General features: G+C 50.8%; 17 protein-coding genes, 1 tRNA gene and 1 riboswitch. Of the genes, 2 read left to right on the forward strand and 16 right to left on the reverse strand.

Going from position 1 to position 21,212, the window contains the following annotated elements:
• Positions 1-293 precede the first annotated feature (293 nt).
• Genes A0U42_RS01300 through A0U42_RS01330 form a run of 7 tightly spaced genes read right to left on the reverse strand, consistent with a single transcriptional unit; the run spans position 294 to position 7,758 of the window.
• Entirely contained in the window at positions 294-1,430 is a 1,137-nt protein-coding gene (locus tag A0U42_RS01300; protein WP_065359570.1) for an amidohydrolase, read from the reverse strand.
• A 17-nt stretch (positions 1,431-1,447) separates the two neighbouring features.
• On the reverse strand, positions 1,448-2,377 hold the full coding sequence (locus A0U42_RS01305; protein WP_065359571.1) for an LD-carboxypeptidase: 930 nt from the start codon (positions 2,375-2,377) through the stop codon (positions 1,448-1,450).
• 4 nt (positions 2,378-2,381) lie between these two features.
• Positions 2,382-3,971 carry a peptide ABC transporter substrate-binding protein gene (locus A0U42_RS01310; protein ID WP_065359572.1) on the reverse strand — a complete coding sequence of 530 codons (1,590 nt, stop codon included), beginning with the start codon at positions 3,969-3,971 and terminating at the stop codon, positions 2,382-2,384.
• Positions 3,971-4,939, reverse strand: a complete 969-nt coding sequence (locus tag A0U42_RS01315; protein ID WP_065359573.1) for an ABC transporter ATP-binding protein — start codon at positions 4,937-4,939, stop codon at positions 3,971-3,973. Before A0U42_RS01315 ends, A0U42_RS01310 begins: the two co-directional genes overlap by 1 nt.
• Positions 4,926-5,921: an ABC transporter ATP-binding protein gene (locus A0U42_RS01320; RefSeq protein WP_065359574.1), complete on the reverse strand. Its 996-nt coding sequence runs from the start codon at positions 5,919-5,921 to the stop codon at positions 4,926-4,928. Before A0U42_RS01320 ends, A0U42_RS01315 begins: the two co-directional genes overlap by 14 nt.
• A complete protein-coding gene (locus A0U42_RS01325) occupies positions 5,918-6,823 on the reverse strand; it encodes an ABC transporter permease (RefSeq protein WP_065359575.1) in 906 nt (301 codons plus the stop codon). The genes A0U42_RS01320 and A0U42_RS01325 overlap by 4 nt, the downstream gene beginning before the upstream one ends.
• A 2-nt stretch (positions 6,824-6,825) precedes the next feature.
• Entirely contained in the window at positions 6,826-7,758 is a 933-nt protein-coding gene (locus A0U42_RS01330; RefSeq protein ID WP_065359576.1) for an ABC transporter permease, read from the reverse strand.
• Between the two features lie 146 nt (positions 7,759-7,904).
• Here A0U42_RS01330 and A0U42_RS01335 point away from each other — a divergent pair, with 146 nt between their 5' ends.
• A complete protein-coding gene (locus A0U42_RS01335; protein ID WP_065359577.1) occupies positions 7,905-9,113 on the forward strand; it encodes an MFS transporter in 1,209 nt (402 codons plus the stop codon).
• 3 nt (positions 9,114-9,116) lie between these two features.
• Here A0U42_RS01335 and A0U42_RS01340 read toward each other — a convergent pair whose 3' ends face one another.
• The 5 genes from A0U42_RS01340 to A0U42_RS01360 form a co-directional block, all read right to left on the reverse strand.
• Positions 9,117-10,727: an FAD-dependent oxidoreductase gene (locus A0U42_RS01340; protein ID WP_065359578.1), complete on the reverse strand. Its 1,611-nt coding sequence runs from the start codon at positions 10,725-10,727 to the stop codon at positions 9,117-9,119.
• A 9-nt stretch (positions 10,728-10,736) separates the two neighbouring features.
• A complete protein-coding gene (locus A0U42_RS01345) occupies positions 10,737-11,408 on the reverse strand; it encodes a 2Fe-2S iron-sulfur cluster-binding protein (RefSeq protein ID WP_044503154.1) in 672 nt (223 codons plus the stop codon).
• 74 nt (positions 11,409-11,482) lie between these two features.
• Entirely contained in the window at positions 11,483-14,917 is a 3,435-nt protein-coding gene (locus A0U42_RS01350; protein WP_044503155.1) for a pyruvate carboxylase, read from the reverse strand.
• A gap of 303 nt (positions 14,918-15,220) precedes the next feature.
• Positions 15,221-15,916 (reverse strand): twin-arginine translocase subunit TatC, encoded by a 696-nt coding sequence (gene tatC, locus A0U42_RS01355; RefSeq protein ID WP_065359579.1) that lies wholly within the window; start codon positions 15,914-15,916, stop codon positions 15,221-15,223.
• Positions 15,917-15,993: 77 nt separating this feature from the next.
• Complete coding sequence (locus A0U42_RS01360) at positions 15,994-16,497, reverse strand: nitroreductase family protein (RefSeq protein ID WP_044503157.1); 504 nt, start codon at positions 16,495-16,497, stop codon at positions 15,994-15,996.
• 462 nt (positions 16,498-16,959) lie between these two features.
• On the opposite strand from A0U42_RS01360, the gene A0U42_RS01365 reads away from it, so the two are divergent.
• The gene (locus A0U42_RS01365) at positions 16,960-17,916 is read left to right on the forward strand and encodes an Abi family protein (RefSeq protein ID WP_065359580.1); all 957 of its coding nucleotides are present in this window, start codon (positions 16,960-16,962) and stop codon (positions 17,914-17,916) included.
• Positions 17,917-18,129: 213 nt separating this feature from the next.
• Here the strand turns inward: A0U42_RS01365 and A0U42_RS01370 are convergent.
• The 4 genes from A0U42_RS01370 to surE form a co-directional block, all read right to left on the reverse strand.
• Positions 18,130-18,213: transfer RNA gene (locus tag A0U42_RS01370), tRNA-Leu, on the reverse strand.
• Positions 18,214-18,309: 96 nt separating this feature from the next.
• The gene (locus tag A0U42_RS01375; protein ID WP_065359581.1) at positions 18,310-19,695 is read right to left on the reverse strand and encodes a sodium:alanine symporter family protein; all 1,386 of its coding nucleotides are present in this window, start codon (positions 19,693-19,695) and stop codon (positions 18,310-18,312) included.
• A gap of 111 nt (positions 19,696-19,806) precedes the next feature.
• Positions 19,807-19,894, reverse strand: a riboswitch (glycine riboswitch).
• A 167-nt stretch (positions 19,895-20,061) separates the two neighbouring features.
• Positions 20,062-20,454, reverse strand: a complete 393-nt coding sequence (locus A0U42_RS01380; protein WP_065359582.1) for a cytidine deaminase — start codon at positions 20,452-20,454, stop codon at positions 20,062-20,064.
• On the reverse strand, positions 20,451-21,212 hold the full coding sequence (gene surE, locus A0U42_RS01385; protein WP_065359583.1) for a 5'/3'-nucleotidase SurE: 762 nt from the start codon (positions 21,210-21,212) through the stop codon (positions 20,451-20,453). Before surE ends, A0U42_RS01380 begins: the two co-directional genes overlap by 4 nt.

Here is a 21,212-nt window from a genome sequence, read left to right on the forward strand (position 1 = left end):
CACTCCCGAGTAAAACTCGGTATAAACAAATCTAAAGATTTATTTACTGGCGTTCATTCAATCATTGTTCAGTTTTCAAAGGTCATCGTGTCGCCGTAGCGACGACTTGTTTATCTTACCAAACTACGAAGAGCTTGTCAAGCACGTTTTTGAATTTCTTCATAAAACCTGACAACCATAAACAGGCACAATAAAAAAAAACTTACATTTTCTTACTCACGTCTCGTTGCAGCTGATTTTTATATAATAACATTAACGCCGAGAAAAGTCAACTACTTTTCTCGGCGTCTTTCTTAATGTTCTTCCCCCATGACGTCAAGACCTACCATAGCCATCGCTTTGGCTCCGGTCAGGGCCTGCATTTTTCCCAAATCACTGCCGGCCGCCGCCGCAAATTCCGGCGTATGACCGGACATACCGTAACCGATACAGATTTCTGGTTGGCTGACCCGCGTCACTTGACTGACGTTGCCCACATCGGTCGAGCCTTCGGCAAAGTCGTCACTGCGAAGGCCGAATTCTTCATAGAGCTGATTAAAGGCATCGGCAAAATAGACGTCCATTTTCGGATCGTTGACCATATTTTTATAGAGCGGTTCATAATGGACCATCTCTACCGAGGCCTGGTGAGCTGCAGCGACATCTTGAGCCATCTTTTTGATATCCGGAAGCATTTTATGTTCCAAATAATCCACTGTCAAGGCCCGAATCGTCGCCTTGAGGACAGCCTTATCGGGTACAATATTCGGCGCCGTCCCGCCATCGGTGATGATAGCGCCGATGATATGGCGTTCGGTCAAAGTTTTTTCGTATTCCTTGAGGCGGCCATAGAAATCAACTAAGGCATCGAGGGCGTTGATGCCGTGATACTCCGTATCGGCAACATGAGCGGCTTTTCCCAAAAAAGTAAATTGTAAGGGATGTGTCGCATAGGACGTGCCGCCTATATAAGTCTTGTCGACTCCGGGATGGACGATGACCGCAGCGTGAAGGTCGTCAAAGACACCGTGTTCACTCATATAGACTTTACTGCCCACCGTTTCTTCAGCGGGACAGCCATAGACATGGACCGTCGCCTTCTCTCCGGCAGCTTTGGCAAAAGCCAGGGCTGCGCCGATGCTCATGGCGGCGATGAGATTGTGGCCGCATCCGTGTCCGATTTTCGGCAGAGCATCGTACTCCGCCAAAAATCCCATCTGAAACGGCCCCTTTCCAAGCGTTCCGTGAAAGGCCGTGGGAAAGGCATCGGCAACGGGGTTATCAAGCGTAAAACCGTGATCGGTCAAAATGTCTTTCAGCAAGGCGGAGGCAAAAAATTCTTCCTGTCCCAGTTCCGGACGGGCATGCAGCTTGTCAGCGATATCATAGATGAGGGGTTTCAATTCGTCGACATAGCGGCAGGCGTCTTCTTTTAATTGTTTATACTCCATCAGGATTCCTCCTACCATTAGGGTAAAAATACGAGTTCTGTCCGATTTTCTTTAGCCTCCAGACGCACCGTCTGGCCTAAGGGCAGCCAAGCGTTATCGGCACCGTGTCCAAAGGACAGGCCTTTGACGGCGGGCTTTCCCCATTTTTTCGCATAAGCACGAATAACTTCGTCGACGGTCCATTCGTAGGTGCTCCCTTCCGTAGGATTGCATCGGTAAAATTCGCCAAAGGCAATGCCTTTCACGCCGTCAATGAGGCCGGCTTGCTCGATATGACAGAGCATTCTGTCGAGAGAATAGGCATCTTCTCCCACTTCTTCCAAACAGAGAATGCCCCCTTCCGATTGTAACGCATAAGGCGTCCCCATGGTAACCGACAGCAGCATCAAGTTGCCGCCTAAGAGAGGTCCCGTCGCTGTCCCGGGAACGAGGGTCTCGGGATGCATCGTCGGCGCCGAAGGCAATGTGCGTGCAGCATAAGGATGGGCCAATCCCCAGCGCAATTCTTCCCGAGTGTAGTCAGAAGCCTTACGGGCTAGGGACATGACCATCGTTCCGTGGATGGGCCGAAAATGGCAGCGCTGCTGAAAGACGGTGTGGAGCGCCGTAATATCGCTAAAGCCGATGAAAATCTTCGGGTGGGCGGCGATTAACTCATAATCGAGAAGCGGTAAGATCCGCGTCGCCCCGTAACCGCCGCGAAGACACATAATAGCCTTTACACGGTCATCGGCAAAAGCGGTGTTGATGTCAGCAGCCCGCAGTTCATCGCTGCCGGCCAAATAGCCGTCGTGAGCCGATACGGATGGTCCCACCGTTACGTGATATCCAAGTTCTTTTAAAAAGGCAATGCCTTGGGCCGCATCATCTTCGGCAAGGGCCGCAGACGGGGCCACGACAGCAATCGTATCGCCCGGATTCAAAGGGGCGGCACAACGATAATCCATAGGGTTACGTCCTTTCTCCTTCATCGATATAGGCATTTTTAAAATCTACCAATCCCAGTTGTGACCAATGGTAGCCTTTAATATAAGGCTGGGCTACGTAAGGCTGGGTCGTATAGTAGATTGGGATGATGACGCAGTCATCAAAGAGCATCTGTTCGGCTTCATGCATATAGGCCATGCGCCGGGCTTCATCGTTCGTCGCCTTAGCCTGGCGAATCAGTTCGTTATAGGCCGGATTGTGATACTGGGCATCGTTTTCTTCGTCCGCAAAGACGTCGAGGAAGGTCATGGGGTCGGCATAATCGGCAATCCATGAAGCCCGGGCGACCTGGTAGTCCCCCTGCGCCCGGGATGCCATGAATACCTTCGATTCCTGATTCATGAGCGATACGGACACACCGAGATTATCCTTCCACATGGCCTGGATTGCTTCCGCCACGGCCTTGTGCATCTCGTTGGTGTTGAACAGGATGGTCACCGGCGGAAGAGGATGGTTTTCATCATAACCGGCTTCACGCAGGAGATTTCGTGCCTTTTCCGGATCTTCACTGATGAGATTGCCCCCTTCTTCCCGAAAATCACGGCCCGTGGCCTTATCTTTCAGTCCCGGCGGAACCCAGGCATAGGCCGGTTCCTTTTCAGCCCGGATAATATGGTCGATAAGGCCTTGGCGCTGAATCGAGAGGGCAAAGGCCTTGCGGACGCGGACGTCGTCAAAGGGTTTTTGCTGGACGTTAAAGACGTAATAATAGGCGCCTAAATACGGAGCAATTTTATAGAGCCCCATTTTTTCCAGCCGTTCTTGGTCGGCCGGCGGCGGCTCAACGGTCATATTGGCTTGATTGCTTTCTACCAAAGTCAATCTCGTCGCCTGAGAATCGCTGATGGGAAGATCGATGTGGCTGAGCTTCACCGCATCGGCATCCCAATATCGTTCATTTTTAACCAATTTAATTTCACTGGAATGATTCCAACTGACAATCTTAAAAGGCCCGCTGGAAACCATTCCCTCGGCATCGGCGGCCCAGGTATCGGGCTTTGCTTCGACGAGCTTCCGCGGTACGGGATAATAGCAGTGAAAAGCTGTCAGATTCAAAAAGTAGGATGTCGGCTCTTTTAAACGAACTTCCAAGGTTTTATCATCGAGGGCCTTGACACCGACTTCATCAGAAGAGGCCTTCTTCTTAAAGTAATCCTCGGCCTTATCGATGCAAAAGAGCATATAGGCATTTTCCGAAGCAACGTCGGGGTCGACGACGCGCTTCCAGGAGTATTCGATATCGCCGGCCGTAATAGGAGTCCCGTCGCTCCACTCGATTCCGTCGCGGAGGTGAAAGGTATAAATCCTGCCATCGGCCGAAATATCCCAGCTCTTAGCCAAGGCCGGCTGAGGAACATCATCGACAAGACGGGTCAGGCCTTCAAAAATCTGTAATTCTGTATTGCTTTCAGCCAAGGCCGTCGTCATAGCCGGATCGAGGCGAGACGGCTCCGCTTCTAAGACGTAGCTCACCGTATCCGGTTGTTCTACGCCGCAGGCACTGAGAAAAGCGGCCATGAGGACGGCCACGAATAAAAGGATATATTTTTTCATCAGTCCGTCCCTCCTTTGACATGGTGACAGGCAACCAGGCGCCCTTCCCCGACGGAGCGAAGGGCAGGCACCTCACGGCGGCACCGTTCATCACAATCGGGACAACGCGGATGAAAGACGCAGCCCGACGGTACATCAAGGGGGCTGGGAACTTCACCCGAAACGACGGCCGTTCTCTGATAATGCGGATCCGGCCGCGGCACAGAGGCAATGAGCATCTGTGTGTAGGGATGGAGAGGCCCGTGAAAGACAGCGTCGCTCGGGCCTAATTCAACGAGATTTCCCAAATACATGACGCCAATACGACGACTCAAATGGTGAACCATGCTCAAATCATGGGCAATAAAGAGATACGATAACTGCCGTTCTTCCTGGAGGCGCTTTAACATGTTTACGATTTGAACCTGGACCGATACGTCAAGAGCTGAAATCGGTTCATCACAAAAGATGCATTCCGGATCGACGGCAAGGGCTCGGGCGATTCCGATGCGTTGACGCTGGCCGCCGCTGAATTCGTGGGGATAGCGCTGGGCCGTTTCCGGTCTCAAATCGACTTGGGTCAATAAATCGGCCACCCGTTGACGCCGTTCTCTATCGTCGGAACAGAGCGCATAGTTGCGAAGAGGTTCGCTAATGATATCTTCGACGGTCATTCGCGGGTCCAAGGAGGCATACGGGTCTTGAAAGATCATCTGCACCTGGCGTCGATAGTCCTTCCCGATTTCAGGCTCGCCGATATTACGGCCTTTATAAAAAATATCCCCATCGGTTTTAGGATACAGGCCCAATAAGGTGCGGGCAAAGGTCGACTTGCCGCAGCCCGATTCGCCAACCAAGCCAACCGTTTCGCCCGGCTCAATCGTAAGGGATACGTGATTGACAGCGGTCAACACTTTTTTCGGACGGCCTAACCAATTGCGGTCGATCACAAATTGTTTGGTAAGGCCTTTAGCTTCAATGAGTGCCATCGCCCATCCTCCTTTCTGCCTCTGCCAGCCAACAGGTATAGTGATGACCGGGACCGGCTTCTTCCCGCGGCGGTTCTGCTTCCATACAGACTTTCATAGCCCGAGGGCAGCGCCGATAGAACCGGCAGCCTTTTGGCATATGGAATAAATCCGGGGCCTGGCCGGGAATCCCGGTCAGTACCTTATCCCGATCCGTTGGGTCCGGAAGAGAGGCCAACAGCCCCTTGGTATAAGGATGAGCCGGTCGGTAAAAAATATCCTCTGCCGTCCCTTCTTCAACGACGGTACCGGCATACATGACGTAAATGCGGCGGCACATCTGGGCAATGACGCCTAGATTATGGGAAATGAGGACGACGGCCATACCGAGTTCTGCCTGCATTTTCTTTAAGACGTCCAAGACCTGTGCTTCTGTCGTAACGTCGAGAGCCGTCGTCGGCTCATCGGCAAAGAGGAGTTTCGGCGAACAAGATAGTGCCATGGCAATGAGACAGCGCTGACGCATACCGCCCGATAATTGATGGGGGTATTGGTCGAGCCGCTTTTCCGGTGAAGTCAGACCGACGGCTTTTAACAGTTCTACAGCCTTTGTCCGCTGCTCCTGTTTAGACAGTTTCTGATAGAGGGCAAGCCCTTCGCAAAGCTGGGCCCCAATGGTGAGAACCGGATTGAGGGATGTCATGGGATCCTGAAAAATCATAGCCATATCGCGGCCGCGAAGGCCATTCATCTCCGATTCTGACAAGGGCAGGAGATCGCGTCCCTCCCATAAAATCTCGCCGCTCCGGTATTCCGCAGCTCCCTGGGGCAATAATTTCATAACCGCCTGGGACGTAACCGACTTGCCGCATCCCGATTCGCCGACAATGCCGACGGTTTCACCGGGATGGACCGTAATCGATACGTCATGAACGGCTTCTAAAAGGCCTCGGTACGTGTGGAATGAAATAGACAGATGACGCACTTCGAGTAACGGATTCATCGGCTCCCCTCCTTCTGATGCTGCGGGTCCAAGGCATCGCGCAGGCCATCGCCTAAGAACATGAAGCCCAGCATGGTAATGCACAGGGCCAAGGCCGGAAAGGCCAGCTGAAAGGGAAAGGAGCGCATGCTGTTAATACCTTCTGAAGCCAGGACGCCCCAACTCGCCATCGGTGCCGATACTCCCAGACCGATAAAGCTTAAAAAGGCTTCCGTAAAGATGGCTTCCGGAATCGATAAGGTGAGCGTAACGATAATCGGCCCGACGCAGTTAGGAATCATATGCCGCCGCAAAATCTGCCAGGTCGACGTCCCGCAGGAACGGGCAGCCATGACGTATTCCTGCTGTTTCAGGCTAAGGATCTGGCCGCGGACGACACGGGCCATATTGAGCCAATAGGCGATACCTAAGGCTAAATAAATGTTGATCAGCCCCGGTTTGAAGACGACCATCAGCAAAATGACGTAGAGCAGCATGGGGATGGAGTAAAGGATATCGACGACGTGCATCATGATCCGGTCGACCCGACCTCCGGCCAAAGCCGCAATCCCGCCGTAGAGAACGCCGATGAAGACATTAATAAGGCTGGCCACCAGGCCGATGGACAAGGAAATGCGGGCACCGTACAAGACGCGGACAAAGAGGTCCCGTCCGAGTGAGTCGGTGCCGAACCAGTGTGCTGCCGACGGCCAGGCATTGGCATCAGAAAAACTCTGGTCGGCATAAGTATAGGGGGATAAAAAAGGTCCGATGACCGCCAAGAGTGTCATGACGATGACGATAGCCATGCCCCAAAGGGCCAAGGGATTGCTCTTCATCCGACGCCAACCGCGGTCCCTCAGCGTTTGAGGTGCCACATAGGGTTCCCCTCGGTCCGCCTCCGTAATCGGTGTGAAATCCATGGCTATTCCTCCTTTCGGCTGTCGACGGTAATGCGCGGATCTAAGAGCGGATAGATAAGGTCGACGAGTAAATTCATCATCATGATAAGAAAACTGTAAAAAATAGTAATCCCCAAGATGACCGTGTAATCGCGGTTATAAATACTGGTAACGAAGTGACGCCCCAATCCGGGAATGGCAAAAATCGTCTCGACGATAAAGCTCCCGGTCATCAAGGCCGCAGCCAAGGGCCCGATATAACTGACGACGGGCAGGAGGGCGTTGCGCAGGGCATGACGGTACAATAAGGACCAAGAACCAATGCCTCGAGAGCGAGCCGTCCGTATATAATCCTGTCCCAAGGCATCGACGAGGCTAGACCTTGTCAGACGCATAATAAAAGCCGTCGGCTGCGCAGCCAGAGCCAAGGCCGGCAGGATGACATAGGCCGGACCTTTCCATAAAGCCGCCGGCAGGACAGGCCAAGTAAAAGCGAAGAGCTGTATGAGAACGGCCGCAAAAATAAAACTGGGGACCGAAACGCCGAGAGTAGCGCCGATCATCATCCCGTAATCAACCCAGGTATTCTTATACCAGGCAGCAGCCATGCCGGCAAGGATACCGGCCCCGATGGCAAGGAAAAGGCTGATGAGTCCGAGCTCAGCCGATACAGGCAAGGTCTCTGCGATGATATCGTTGACCGTTTTGCCGGGATACTTATAAGACGGACCGAGGTCGAGAACAGCGGCATGGCGGACGTAATCGACGTACTGGTTCCACAAGGGTTCATCGAGATGGTAGCGGGCTTCCACCGTCGCCATGACGGCCGGCGGCAGTTTCTTTTCCTGCGTAAAAGGACCGCCGGGAATGGCGTGCATCAGACCAAAAGTAATGGTAATGACCGCCCATAGGACGATACAGGCGCCAAAGAGGCGCTTTGCAAGATAAATGGCCAAGGAGAATCATTCCTTTCCAACATAGATATTATTAATTATAAAGCCCTATCTTTATCATGACAAGGCAATGGCCGTTGTTATTATCCTGGCGGCGGCGTATAATAGTAAATTGACTACGTTAACAAATCGAAAGAAAGGTGATCGCTGTGAACTGGAAACTTTGTTTAGCAATTCTAACGTGTAACGTCGTCTTCATGTCCTCAAGCTACACCATGCTCATCCCCTTCCTGCCTATGTATCTTACCCGAGACCTCGGCGTCGATCCGGCGTCGGTCAACATTTGGTCCGGTATCGTCTTTTCCTCGACCTTTCTCATCAGTGCCGTCATGGCCCCCATATGGGGACGGATGGCCGACAAGAGAGGCAAACGACTCATGGCGATTCGCGCCAGTTTTCTTTTATCGATCAGTTATTTTCTCGGCGGTATCGTAACGACACCGCTGGAACTGACTTTCATGCGGATGTTCCAAGGCTTTGCGTCGGGTCTGTGGCCCATGGAACTGGCCATCATGACCACCTATGCTCCGCCCAAAAAACTGGGCATCTGCCTGGGCGTCATGCAAGGGGCCCTCACAGCCGGCGGCATCATCGGCCCCCTCTTTGGCGGCATCTTAGCCGAAACCTTCGGCATGCGCCAATCCTTCTTTTTGGCAGCCGCCGCTTTGTTCCTTAACTTTTTAGTTCTGGTCTTCTTTATTAAAGAACCGCCGACGGACACGGCACCGTCTGCCGATACCATCAGTGCCGACAGCAAAAGCGGCCAAGTCAGCCTATGGAAGACGCCTGTCATCCGCCTGATGCTCATCAGCGCCGCCTTAGTACAGGCTGTCATCCTCATCGTCCAGCCGATTTTAACGACCTATATTTCTTACCTTGCCGGAGACATCGACAACCTGGTCTTCGTAGCCGGCCTTATCTTCTCCCTGGGCGGTTTTGCCAGCGCCATTACGGCTCCCCTCTGGGGCCGTTTCGGTCAGCGCCACGGTTTCGTAAAGACCCTGCGCATCGTACTGGTTCTGGCGGGTATTTTCTTCCTCATCCAGGCCCTTCCCGATACGCTTTACACCTTCGCAGCCAGCCAATTCGCCGTCGGCCTCTTCTTCTCCGGCATCTATCCGTCGATCAATGCCATCTTGGCGGAAAAGACGAGTGCCAATATCAAGGGCCGGGTCTTCGGGCTCATGTTCTCGGCCCAGCAGGTCGGCGCCATGGGCGGCCCGATTTTAGGCGGCATCATTGCCACCTATATCGGAATGAAGTACGTCTTTTGGGGAGCCGGCACGATTCTCTTGTGCCTCAGTCTGGCCATCACCTGGAAGGTACACCATCTGCACGGTGAAAAATTGGCGGATTAACACTTACCCCCGGGTACCCCGATTATGGGTGTAGTCCGGAAGGAGTTTCGGCGATAAGACCTTTTCGGTAATGCCGGCAGCGGCCCGTTCTTCATCAAAGCGACGAACGTGGTCGAGATTCCCCTTTCCGGGATGGGCCTGCTCACTGTAGACCGCCGCTTCGGTCCCGGCAATCCGGCCAAAGACGATGATGTCCAAGAGGCTGTTGCCCATGAGTCGGTTCTTTCCGTGAATACCACCGACGTCTTCCCCGGCCGCATAGAGGCCGGGGATTTTTGTTTCACTCTTAGCTCCGATACAGATACCGCCATTTTGATAATGGAGGGTCGGATAGACTAAAATCGGCTGTTTTCGGATATCGATGCCGAATTTTTCATACATATGAATCATAGCCGGCAGTCTTTTTTCCATCGTCCCCTCCCCATGAAGAATATCGACCATAGGCGTATCGAGCCAGACGGCTTGGCCGTGCAGGGCATAGACGCCCTTGTTCCGTTCTTGGCACTCGCGAATAATGGCCGCGGCCACGACATCTCTCGTTTCTAAAGGATGGAGGAAGGCATCGCCGTCCTTATTGACCAGCATGGCATCGAGAGAACGGACCTTTTCCGTGACCAAGGCTCCATAAATCTGAGGCGGGTAAGCGGCCCCTGTCGGGTGATATTGAATAGCGCCGGCATAAAGGAGCGGGACGCCGGCCCGATAGGCCATGACCAGCCCATCCGCCGTCGATCCATAATGATTCGACGTCGGAAAGCCTTGATAGTGGAGACGCCCGGCACCACCGGCAGCGAGGATGACGCTTTTTGCTCGAACGACGTGGTATTCCCGGGTATCGAAATCATACAAGACGGCACCGGCAGCCCGGCCTTCCCCGTCAAGCAGCAATTCGACAGCCGGCGAATATTCGATGACATCGACGCCGGCGTTACGGACTTCATCGCGAAGAACGCGCATGATTTCCGCTCCCGTATAATCCCCGCAGGCATGCATCCGTTTATAAGACGTCCCGCCGCCGTGGGTCGTTACCATGGCGCCATCGCTGTCCTTATCGAATAAGACGCCTAAGGAGCTGAGCCACTGAATAGCTTCCGGCCCATGAAGAACCAATTCAGAGAGCAGTTCGGGAATATTCTTATAGTGACCGCCGCCCATGGCGTCCAAATAATGTGCCGCCGGCGAATCATTTTCCTTATCGGCAGCCTGTATGCCCCCTTCGGCCATACCCGTATTGGCATCGCCCAGGCGCAGTTTGGTGGCCATGAGGACCTTTGCTCCATGACGGGCCGCTTCAATAGCTGCGGCAGCACCGGACCCGCCGCCGCCGATGACCAGGACGTCGGTCTCAAACTGGATATGGTCGACATCGACGTCGGCTTCATCCATGCGGCTCTGGCCTTGTAAGAGGACGGCCAGTTCAGACGGTACTTGATCGCCCTTATTGGGTCCTACGGACAGGCGTGTAAAACCGTCTTCGTGATAATCAGGGTGAAATTGTTTTAAAAGGGCATCCTTTTCTTCAGCCGTAAACCGCGGCAAGGATTCCGACAAGCGGATACTGCGCGTCGCCTCGACCCGCGCCTGAGACGCCCGCATTTCTTCGGTATATATCATGAGGTCCTCCTATTTTTCAATCGTCCGCCCTTCGTATAAGCGGCGCAATTCATCGTCATCGGCTTCCATCAACCGCTGTACATCGGCAATATACTGCCCTTCTTGAATCGCTTTTACGCGGTCTTCCAAATGACGGCTCTTTTTGGCAATATACTTCCCCATGAGGCGCCGTGCCAAGAGGCCGACCGGTCCGTGGCTGATTTTCGCCGGACAGCTGGCAGCACAGATATTGCAGCAAACACAGCGGAAGGACTCTTTCGCGCAGCCGGCATAATCACCTTTCTGGGCCAGGGCGATGTATTTCATGACTTGAATCCCTTGAGGACAGTTCCGCGTACAGGCATTGCAGTGAATGCAGTTATAAATCTCAGGATAAAGCTGACCGACGACATTTCCGGCAACGGGCAAATCATCCATGTCATATTCCATCTTTTTGATGGGAAACGATTCCAGCCGGCCGACACACATGCCGTCTTCAACCTTCGTTTGACAGGCCAGGGCCGAATGCGTTTCAGTCTGCCCTTTCAGGCGGTAGACGACGGCGCAGGCCCCGCAAAACCCACTTCGGCATCCGCAGCCGCGAACCAAGCGGAAGCCGGAGTATTCCATAGCCCGCATAATCGTCAAATCTTCAGGAACCGAAAACATCTTCCCCAGTAAATAGACGGTTACCATTTTCATAGCTATTCTCCTTTAATGAAAAAGGTGCTGCCGCACATGCGGCAGCACCTTTTATTGCTTTATAAACCGTAATCTTATTCCAATACTTCCAGCAAGCAGTCGCCGCTGATGATAGCCTGGCCTTTGACGGCGTAGATTTCACCGACAGTTCCGTCGATAGGCGACGTAATCGTCGTTTCCATCTTCATGGCTTCGGTAACGACTAAGGGTTCGCCCTTCTTAACTTTCTGGCCCTTGGAAACGAGGACATTGACGACCGAACCGGACAAGGTGGCACCGATGTCACCGGCCTTATCAGGATCTGCCTTACGGCGGGAAACGGTCTTCATGTCGACGCTCTTATCCTGGATGCGGATTTCACGTTCGGCACCGTTGAACATGAAGGTAACCGTGCGGACACCGCTTTCATCAGGATCGCTGATATTGATCAGGGTGATGATGAGATCCTTCCCTTCTTCGATTTCAACGTGAAGTTCTTCATTTTTCTTCATGCCGAAGAAGAAGGTCGGCGTATCGAGGACACTGACATCGCCGAATCTCTTGACCTTTTCATTGTAGTCTTCGAAGACTTTCGGATACTGGCAGTAAGCATTGATGTCTTCGGCTTCGTGCTTGTAGCCGTTTTCAGCCAATTTGGCACGGACGGCGTCGAAGTCGACCGGTGCCAGGCTCTTGCCCGGCCGTTCCGTAAGGGGTTTCTTTCCTTTGAGGATAATCTTCTGGAGTTTTTCCGGGAAGCCCTGATACGGAATGCCGATACGGCCTTCGAAGAATTCGACGACGGACTGCGGGAAGTCGAGGACGTCGCCTTTATCGTAGATATCCTGTTCGGTCAGGTTGTTCTGGACCATGAACAAGGTCATGTCGCCGACAACCTTGGACGACGGCGTAACTTTGATGATATCGCCGAACATCATGCTGACCGTATGGTACATCTTTTTGATTTCATTCCAGTGGTCGCCGAGGCCTACAGCCTTAGCCTGCTGGCGGAGATTGGAGAACTGACCGCCCGGCATTTCATGCTGGTAGACTTCCGTATTCGGATAAGCTTCGGCTTTGTCGACGCCTTTGTAGTACGGACGAACCGTAGCCCAGTAGCGGGACATTTCTTCCATAGCATTGACGTCGAGGTCCGGCTGACGATCCTTGCCGCTCAAAGCGTAATACAAGGTGCTCATGCTCGGCTGGCTGGTACCGCCGGCAAAGGCCGAATAAGCAACGTCGACGATATCGACACCGGCATCGATAGCCCGGCTGTACGTCGTAATGGCATTGCCCGAACCATCATGGGTATGGAGGTGAATCGGAAGGTCAACGGCATCTTTCAAAGCCGATACCAAACGGTAAGAAGCTTCCGGTTTCAAGAGACCTGCCATATCTTTAATGGCGATGATGTTGGCACCGGCATTTTTCAATTCCTTAGCCATGTTGACATAGTATGCCAAATCGTATTTATTCCGCGACGGATCGAGGATATCGCCGGTGTAGCAGAGGGCTACTTCTGCCAATTTATTGTTTTCACGAACGGCCTGAATCGTGCCGTACATATTGTCTAAGCTGTTAAGGCTGTCAAAAACACGGAAGACGTCGATGCCGTTCTTGGCCGAGAGGTCGATGAAGTTTTTGACGACATTGTCCGGATAGCTGGTGTAGCCGACGGCATTAGCACCGCGGACGAGCATCTGGAGAAGGATGTTGGGAGCCTTTTCACGCATCTGGCGCAGGCGAACCCAAGGATCTTCATAAAGGAAGCGATAAGCTACGTCGAAGGTCGCCCCGCCCCAGCATTCATACGAGAAGAGGTTCGGGAGTTTCTTCGAGGCTGCTTCCAAGACACGGAGCATATCGATGGTACGGACACGAGTAGCAAACAAGGACTGGTGCGCATCACGCATGGTCGTATCGGTGAAGAATACCTTATGCTGTTCTTTGATCCACTGGGAGAATTTTTCCGGTCCCATGGCATCAAATTTCTGTTTCGTGCCGTCCGGATACGGGCCGTTTTCAACACTCGGCAGTTCCAAAGGTTCAAATTCAGTCTTTTCCTGGTGGCCGGCACCGGCATAGCCGTTAATCGTCGTATCGCTGATGTACTCTAAGAGTTTCGTGCCGCGGTCCTGTACAACCGGAAGTTCGAACAGTTCCGGATGATTGTCGATGAAGTTGACATTATACGAACCGTCGACGAATTCAGGACTCTTCAGGACGTTGATCAAGAAGCCGATATTGGTCTTGACGCCGCGAATACGGAATTCCTGAAGGACGCGGAGCATCTTCTGGACGGCTTTGGCATGATCGAGGCCGTATGTCGTCGACTTAACCAAGAGCGAATCATAATACGGCGTAATAATGGCTCCTGTATAAGCATTGCCGCTGTCGAGACGGACACCAAAGCCGCCGCCGCTGCGGTATACCGTGATTTTACCAGAATCCGGCATGAAGTTATTCAGCGGATCTTCTGTCGTAATACGGCACTGGATGGCATTGCCGAGACAGTGGACAGCATCCTGAGACTTAATGCCGATTTCATCGCTGTCGAGGGCATAACCTTCAGCGACTTTAATCTGAGTCTGGACGATGTCGATACCCGTAATCATTTCAGTGACCGTGTGTTCTACCTGGACACGGGGGTTAACTTCGATGAAGTAGAAGTTGCCGTCAGGCGTAACCAAGAATTCGACGGTCCCTGCATTGACGTAATGAACGTTTTTCATCAACTTCAAGGCAGCATCGCAGATTTTCTGACGAAGTTCTACAGGCAGGGCCGAAGCCGGAGCCGTTTCAACGACCTTCTGATGACGGCGCTGGATAGAGCAGTCACGTTCAAAGAGGTGAATGACGTTGCCGTGTTCGTCGCCCATGATCTGGACTTCGATGTGCTTCGGATTGATGATACATTTTTCGAGATAAATTTCATCGCTGCCGAAAGCCAGCTGCGCTTCCGATTTTGCCCGTTCATAAGCATCGCGCAGTTCTTCCATGGAGTCGACCATACGCATGCCGCGGCCGCCACCGCCGTTTACAGCTTTCAGCATAATCGGAAGTCCGACTTCCTTGGCAAAATTTTCGACTTCTTCATAGCTTTCAACGCGGCCGTCACTGCCGGGAATGTACTGAATACCGGCCTTTTTTGCCTGAATACGGGCATTGATCTTATCGCCGAACATGATAAGGTGTTCTACTTTAGGACCGATAAAGATAATACCTTCTTCTTCACAGCGTTTCGCTAAGTCCGCATTTTCGGACAAGAATCCGTAACCGGGGTGGATGGCATCGACGTCGTGCTCATGGGCAATACGGATAATATCTTCAATATCTAAATATGCATCTACCGGTTTTTTGCCTTCACCGACAAGATACGATTCATCTGCACGGAATCGGTGCAGCGACAGCGAATCTTCTTTGGAATAAATCGCAATCGTGCGGATTCCCAGTTCATTACAAGCCCGGAAAACACGAATGGCAATTTCTCCGCGGTTGGCAACTAAAACCGAACGAATTTTTTTCATGAAAATACCCTCCTGCGTATAAAAATTGAATCAGACCGGTAAACGCACAGCCAATCGACGCCCATACATTCACCGCTTTCTCTATTATAGCAAAATGGAAACACATTACAAGGGACGGCCACTTTGTATACAAAAAAATACTGTATACATGAATCCTAAAAAACACGCAAACAAGACTATCTACGTGGATTTGTGGTTTTTATGGGAATTGAATCTACTCAACTACCCGCCATTCATCTCCCGCCTAAGAGGAAGGAGTCTTCCGGTGGATAAAGATAAAATCATTTATTTCAATAAATATACCTAGGGCTTCATAAATCTCATAACCACAATCGTTCCCTCATAGAGAAAGATCAAGGGCACGGCAATGGCCGTCTGGGTAATCATATCCGTCGTCGGCGATACGACGCCGGCAAAGATGAAAGCCCCTACGATAAAGAAACGTCGCTTCTGCCGCAGGGATCTCCCGGTCACCAAGCCCAAACGCGCCAGGATAATCAGCGCCAGGGGCAGCTCAAAGCCGATGGCAAACGGCAGCACAAAGGCGATGAAGAAGGACAGATAGGCCGCTAAAGAAAACATGGGCTGCAGGGAGAGGGCAGAAAAACTCAGAAAAAATTGGACGGCTTGGGGAAAGACGACGAAGAAGGAAAAAGCAGCCCCGCCATACCACAAAACAAGAGCGGCCGGCATAAACCAGACGAAGGCCTTGGCCTCGGTATCGCGAAGTCCCGGTCTTAAAAAACGCCATAATTCATAAAAGTGGATGGGCAGGGTCACAAATAAACCGGTCACTCCCGCGACTTGCAGATAAGAAAAGAATACTTCAGCCGGATTCAAAAAATACAGCTTTCCGGCCGGAGCTGAAATGACGGCGATGATATCTTCTACATAGGCATAGGCGGCGATACTGCCCGCGAGCCAGGCTGCCAGCGAAAATAAGAGGCGTCGCCGCAGTTCAGCCAAATGGACGGTGACAGGCTTTTTTTCTTCAATCATAGAAATTCCCTCTTTAAATTTAAATAGGAAAAGGCCCTGCCAAGTAGCGACAGGACCCTTTCAAGGCCGTACAAGAATTATACGTAATGAATGCGGGATGGATCATAGCGGTCTTCATGCGGTTTGTCTTCTGCTGTTGCCTGAGGATACCCGAGAGCAACGATAGCAAAGGGGGTAACGCCTTTAGGAGCGCCCAAAGCCCGACGGACCAAAACTTCACGAGCCCGATAGGGCGTAACGCCAAGCCAAACAGCACCGAGATCGAGGTGTACCGCTTCGATGAGGATATTTTCAACGGCCGCACTGAGATCAAGGGGCGTAAAAGCAGGAAAACGCATGTGTTCGTCACGAGAACAGACGACAATCGCCAAGGCAGCGCCATTGGCACAGCCGGCATACGGACTGCACTGAGATAAGTCCTGAATGACCCGTTTGTCGCGGACGACATAAAATTCCCAAGGTTGTTGGTTTCCGGCAGATGGAGCGGCCATGGCAGCACGCAGCAGCTGTTCTATCTTTTCATCTTCTACCATGGTAGGCAAAAATTTCCGGATACTCCGTCTGGCAAAGATTTCATTCATGTAAATCGACTCCTCCCTATAATCATATATCGATTCTATTATAACATATATAGATAGGAAGAAAACAGTGTCGAAATGAAAAAGAGTAGGCACCGAGGAATCATGTCTCTTTATAATTCTATATGATACCTAAAATATAAAAGGGCCCGAAAAACACTAATGTAAAACGCTAAAACCGCTTCACGTTTCTGCCCATACTGACTATGGAATGATTTTTTCCAGTGAATTTTCAAGACCAATCTAAAGAGTTATACAGTTTAATCAATTTGCTCTCATTTTATTAGATATGCTATACTGCTATAAAGAAGTGTATTTTCCCGTTTTATACAGGCTATTCCGTTAGTTTATCTTTCTATTTTTATCCAAAACGTTATGGCAGTAATATAATCGTGATATCGGTACTCTTACTTTTATAGAGTTTATAGCACGGTTAGAATATATAAAGAAAGGCTATGATAATCGGTGTCTCACAGAAGTAAACTTACCTATCCTGAACAGATTAATCATTTAAAGAAAAAAGGAATTACTTTTATCGGTATAAATGAAGCAGAAGCGATCACCTATTTAAAAGAAAATAATAATTTCTTTAAACTTCTGGCATATCGAAAAAATTTTGATAAAGATATTACGGGAAGCAAATACTTAAATCTAGATTTTGCTTATCTCGTAGATTTAGCCATACTGGACATGTATCTTAGAGAAATTATTGTACAAATGGCTTTAAATATAGAGCATTTCGCAAAAGTCAAATTGATGAAGCTTATTACAGATAATCCAAATGAAGACGGTTATACTATTGTTTCTGATTATATAAATAATCTACCTGAAAATAATCGTATTCACTTAATGCAAGAGCTGAATAAAAATAGTCGAAGCCCTTATTGCCGGGAAGCCTATCTAAAATATAAAGACGATTTACCAGTGTGGATCTTTCTTGAAATCATAACCTTCGGTTCCTTTATATCTTTTTACAAGAATTCAATAGAGCGCCCTAGTTTTCAATTCACCCGACAAGAATCCAATAGATACAAAGACAATTTCTATCTTATGTTGACCGTGAAATACATCCGTAATGCAGCTGCACATAATAACTGTATTTTAAACGATTTAAAAACCAAGTCCAGAGAGGTTAGAAAAAAAGCCAATTGGGGCATGACTCGGGCAATGAGTAATGCAGATATATCTACTGTCATTATCGATAGAAAATTGGCAAATGAACGAGTCCAGCAAATCATCACTTGTCTCTGGGCACACAAACAAATCGTGAACAGTAAAGGGATTAACGATCGAACGGCACGGCAGCTGCACCAGTGGGTAGAACGAGTTCAACGTGACTATGACTATTCCTTCAACCCAATACTAACTACCACCTTAAATCTCCTGTCCAATTTAATTGACAAATGGTTTCCTATTGTGTAAAATAGATTCACAAGGAAAAACTTCAATAAAGTTTTGCAGGGACAGCATCCATAGATGTTGTCCCTGATTTTTTATTGCCTAGAAATTATAGAGAGAAATAGGGATTTCCTCGTTTTTTAATAATACGTGGCTGATATAAAAATCTTATTATAAACACGAAAAAGCCGTATACGATACATTATCATGTACTGTATACGGCTTCCCTATTAAACCTGGTGCCGAGGGAGGGACTTGAACCCTCACGGTGTTACCCGCCTGATTTTGAGTCAGGTGCGTCTGCCATTCCGCCACCCCGGCATATCTCTTGTACCTTGCAGAAATTTTACTCAGTGCTTGGCACAAGATTAATTATACCATAATGGAGAGAATCGTCAAGTATTTTTTTAGAAAGATTTAGTGACCCGGTGTTGCTTCTTCTTCCAAATCGTCGGACACATCTTTCTTTTCTTCTTTCAAGTAATCGAAGTATTTTTTCGTTTCTGCTACGACGACGCCGCTCAAGCCGATGAGGGCAATGAGGTTCGGGATGGCCATCAAACCGTTTACGATATCGGCCAAAATCCAGATGACGTCGAGTTTAATGAAGGCGCCGCAGGCGACGAGAGCGATGAAGATAATACGGTACGGCATGATACCTTTAACGCCGACGAGGTATTCAACGCAGCGTTCACCGTAGTAGTTCCAGCCAAGGATCGTCGTGAAAGCGAAGAGGGTCAGGCCGACACAGAGGATGATGCTGCCGTACGTCGGGAAGGCCATCGTGAAGGCAGCGTTGGTAAGTTCTGCCCCATTGACGTCGCCCATCCAGGCACCGCTGACGACTAAGACGAGACCCGTCAAGGTGCAGATGATAATCGTATCGATGAAGGTACCGGTCATGGAGATGAGGCCCTGTTCAGCCGGCCATTTAGTTTTAGCAGCAGCAGCTACAATCGGGGCACTGCCAAGGCCCGATTCGTTAGAGAAGACGCCGCGGGCTACCCCATTTCGCATGGCAACTAAAACGGTAGCACCGAGGAAGCCGCCGGCAGCCGCCGTCGGGGTGAAGGCACTGACCAGGATTTGTTCGACAGCGGCAGGAATCTTATCCGCAAAGACGACCAAGAAGGCTACCGTCGAGATGACGTAAATAATGGCCATAGCCGGAACGACTTTAGAAGCGACGCGGGCGATGGACTGCAGACCGCCGATGGTAATGGCTGCAACCAGGACGGTCAGGACAACGGCCGTATATTCGACAGGAATGCTCGTCGTCAGACGCGTAATTTCAACGATAGAGTTGACCTGTGCAAAGGTGCCGATACCGAAGAAGGCGACCAAGACGCCGAAGAAGGCAAACAAGAATGCCAAGGGTTTATACTTTTTACCCAACCCATTTTCGATGTAGTACATCGGGCCGCCGGCGATTTCACCGTTCTTATCGACCGTCCGATACTTAACGGCTAAACAACCTTCGGCGTATTTCGTAGCCATACCGACGAAGGCTGCCATCCACATCCAGAAAATGGCTCCGGGACCGCCGGCATGAACAGCCGTTGCGACGCCGACGATATTGCCCGTACCGACGGTTGCTGCCAAAGCCGTGCACAAGGCTTTAAAGCTGTCTACGTCGCCATCGCCCTGGTTCTTAGCCGTGAAGATGAGCTTCAAGGCTCTCGGCAGCTTCGAAATCTGCAACAAACGAAGGCGAACCGTCAATAAGATACCGGTCCCGATGAGCAGGATCAATAAAGGCGGTCCCCAAATAAAACTGTCAATGGCATTCAATGTTTCCAACATCTTGCATACTCCCCTTTTAGTGTATTTTAGTATAATAACATAAAAAAAGACCTATCATCATCACTCTGAAGAGATAGGTCCTAAAAGGTCGCAGAAAAATAAAAGCTTTCTTCTGCTAGCTCTGTCCTTTTGCCTGAGAGATTAGAAACAATATCCTTGCACCTTCGGCGCCCAAATGGGACTCTCCAGAGTCGTGTCCACACACGGTCCCACCCCTTTTAGGGGCACCTGAGAGTTTGACTCCGTCGGTAGGCTGTGCCTTCTCCCGTGTGTTTCGTTCACGCAATATGTATGATGTGCTGTTATTATAACGCGGCTGTTCAAAAAATGCAAGCCCTTTGTGGAAATTTGTCCGTATTGACGATACTATTCAGACAAAGCGTCTCCGGAAAAGGCGTAAGGAAGCAATTCTTCCCAAGAAACGACTGCCATGTCGCCCTTCATATTGGCCATAATAATCCGCGGGATGCGGAACTCGGCCATGACTTGACGGCAAGCACCGCAGGGAGAGCAGGGGCCGTCCGTATCGGCTACGACAGCCAGTGCTTTAAACGCTCTCTCCCCTTCGGAAAGAGCCTTAAAAATGGCCGTCCGTTCGGCACAGTTACTCAAGGGATAGCTGGCATTTTCGATGTTGCAGCCGCCAAAAACCCGGCCTGACTCCATCAGGACGGCAGCACCAACGGGAAAGTGGGAATAGGGGCTGTACGAATGACGGCGATAGTCCCGGGCCAGTTCGATAAGGTCGGCATCACTCATAAATAGAGGGCTCCCTTCAGGTGGTCCAAAGCCCGTTCTGCCGTCTGCTGCCACTTGAGCGGCGTCAAGGCAATGTGCCCGTCTCGAACGCAGGCCACGTCACTGTCGGGAGGAGCCGTCGTCATGTCGATGTCGCCGACGATACGATAGCAGACACTGCCGTCGAGATCGCGTTTTTCAGCGATGACGTTATGGTAAATCTGGACGGTCTGGGACGTAATGCAGACATTTTTTAAGCTGATTTCGCCTTTCGGAGGTACGTTAACGTTGACAATCCCCGGAAAACGACCTTGGAGTGTAATTTTCTGAATCAACTGCCACATCAAGCGAGCCGTTTCCACACAGCGTTCTTCAGTCATTCCGATCATAGATACGGCAAAGGCCGGAATCCCATAATACGGCCCTTCCATGGCCGCTGACACCGTCCCCGAATAAAGGACATCGCTGCCCAGATTATAACCGTCGTTGATGCCGGAAATGATGAGGTCCGGCCGGTCATCTTTGAGAAAATATTCCATAGCCATCTTGACACAGTCCACGGGCGTACCGGAAACGGCAATTTCCCGGATATCATCTTCTTCACGGGGGAGTTCCTGACAGTAAAGGGCCTTATTAATCGTCATGGAATGGGACGCAGCACTGCGCTGGCCATTCGGCGCAACGACAGTCAGCCGGCAGTCATGGGCCGAAAGTTCTCGTTTTAACGTCTGCAGGCCCAACGCCTTCAAACCGTCATCATTGGTCAACAAAATGTGCAT

The organism is Megasphaera sp. DISK 18, from assembly GCF_001682955.1.
Classification (GTDB): domain Bacteria; phylum Bacillota; class Negativicutes; order Veillonellales; family Megasphaeraceae; genus Megasphaera; species Megasphaera massiliensis.

Excerpts from the sequence above, each read along its gene's own strand:
- A0U42_RS01300 (WP_065359570.1), bottom strand. The coding sequence starts at position 1,430 with ATGGAGTATAAACAATTAAAAGAAGACGCCTGCCGCTATGTCGACGAA.
- A0U42_RS01305 (WP_065359571.1), bottom strand. The coding sequence starts at position 2,377 with ATGGATTATCGTTGTGCCGCCCCTTTGAATCCGGGCGATACGATTGCT.
- A0U42_RS01310 (WP_065359572.1), bottom strand. The coding sequence starts at position 3,971 with ATGAAAAAATATATCCTTTTATTCGTGGCCGTCCTCATGGCCGCTTTT.
- A0U42_RS01315 (WP_065359573.1), bottom strand. The coding sequence starts at position 4,939 with ATGGCACTCATTGAAGCTAAAGGCCTTACCAAACAATTTGTGATCGAC.
- A0U42_RS01320 (WP_065359574.1), bottom strand. The coding sequence starts at position 5,921 with ATGAATCCGTTACTCGAAGTGCGTCATCTGTCTATTTCATTCCACACG.
- A0U42_RS01325 (WP_065359575.1), bottom strand. The coding sequence starts at position 6,823 with ATGGATTTCACACCGATTACGGAGGCGGACCGAGGGGAACCCTATGTG.
- A0U42_RS01340 (WP_065359578.1), bottom strand. The coding sequence starts at position 10,727 with ATGATATATACCGAAGAAATGCGGGCGTCTCAGGCGCGGGTCGAGGCG.
- A0U42_RS01345 (WP_044503154.1), bottom strand. The coding sequence starts at position 11,408 with ATGAAAATGGTAACCGTCTATTTACTGGGGAAGATGTTTTCGGTTCCT.
- A0U42_RS01350 (WP_044503155.1), bottom strand. The coding sequence starts at position 14,917 with ATGAAAAAAATTCGTTCGGTTTTAGTTGCCAACCGCGGAGAAATTGCC.
- tatC (WP_065359579.1), bottom strand. The coding sequence starts at position 15,916 with ATGATTGAAGAAAAAAAGCCTGTCACCGTCCATTTGGCTGAACTGCGG.
- A0U42_RS01360 (WP_044503157.1), bottom strand. The coding sequence starts at position 16,497 with ATGAATGAAATCTTTGCCAGACGGAGTATCCGGAAATTTTTGCCTACC.
- A0U42_RS01375 (WP_065359581.1), bottom strand. The coding sequence starts at position 19,695 with ATGTTGGAAACATTGAATGCCATTGACAGTTTTATTTGGGGACCGCCT.
- A0U42_RS01380 (WP_065359582.1), bottom strand. The coding sequence starts at position 20,454 with ATGAGTGATGCCGACCTTATCGAACTGGCCCGGGACTATCGCCGTCAT.
- surE (WP_065359583.1), bottom strand. The coding sequence starts at position 21,212 with ATGCACATTTTGTTGACCAATGATGACGGTTTGAAGGCGTTGGGCCTG.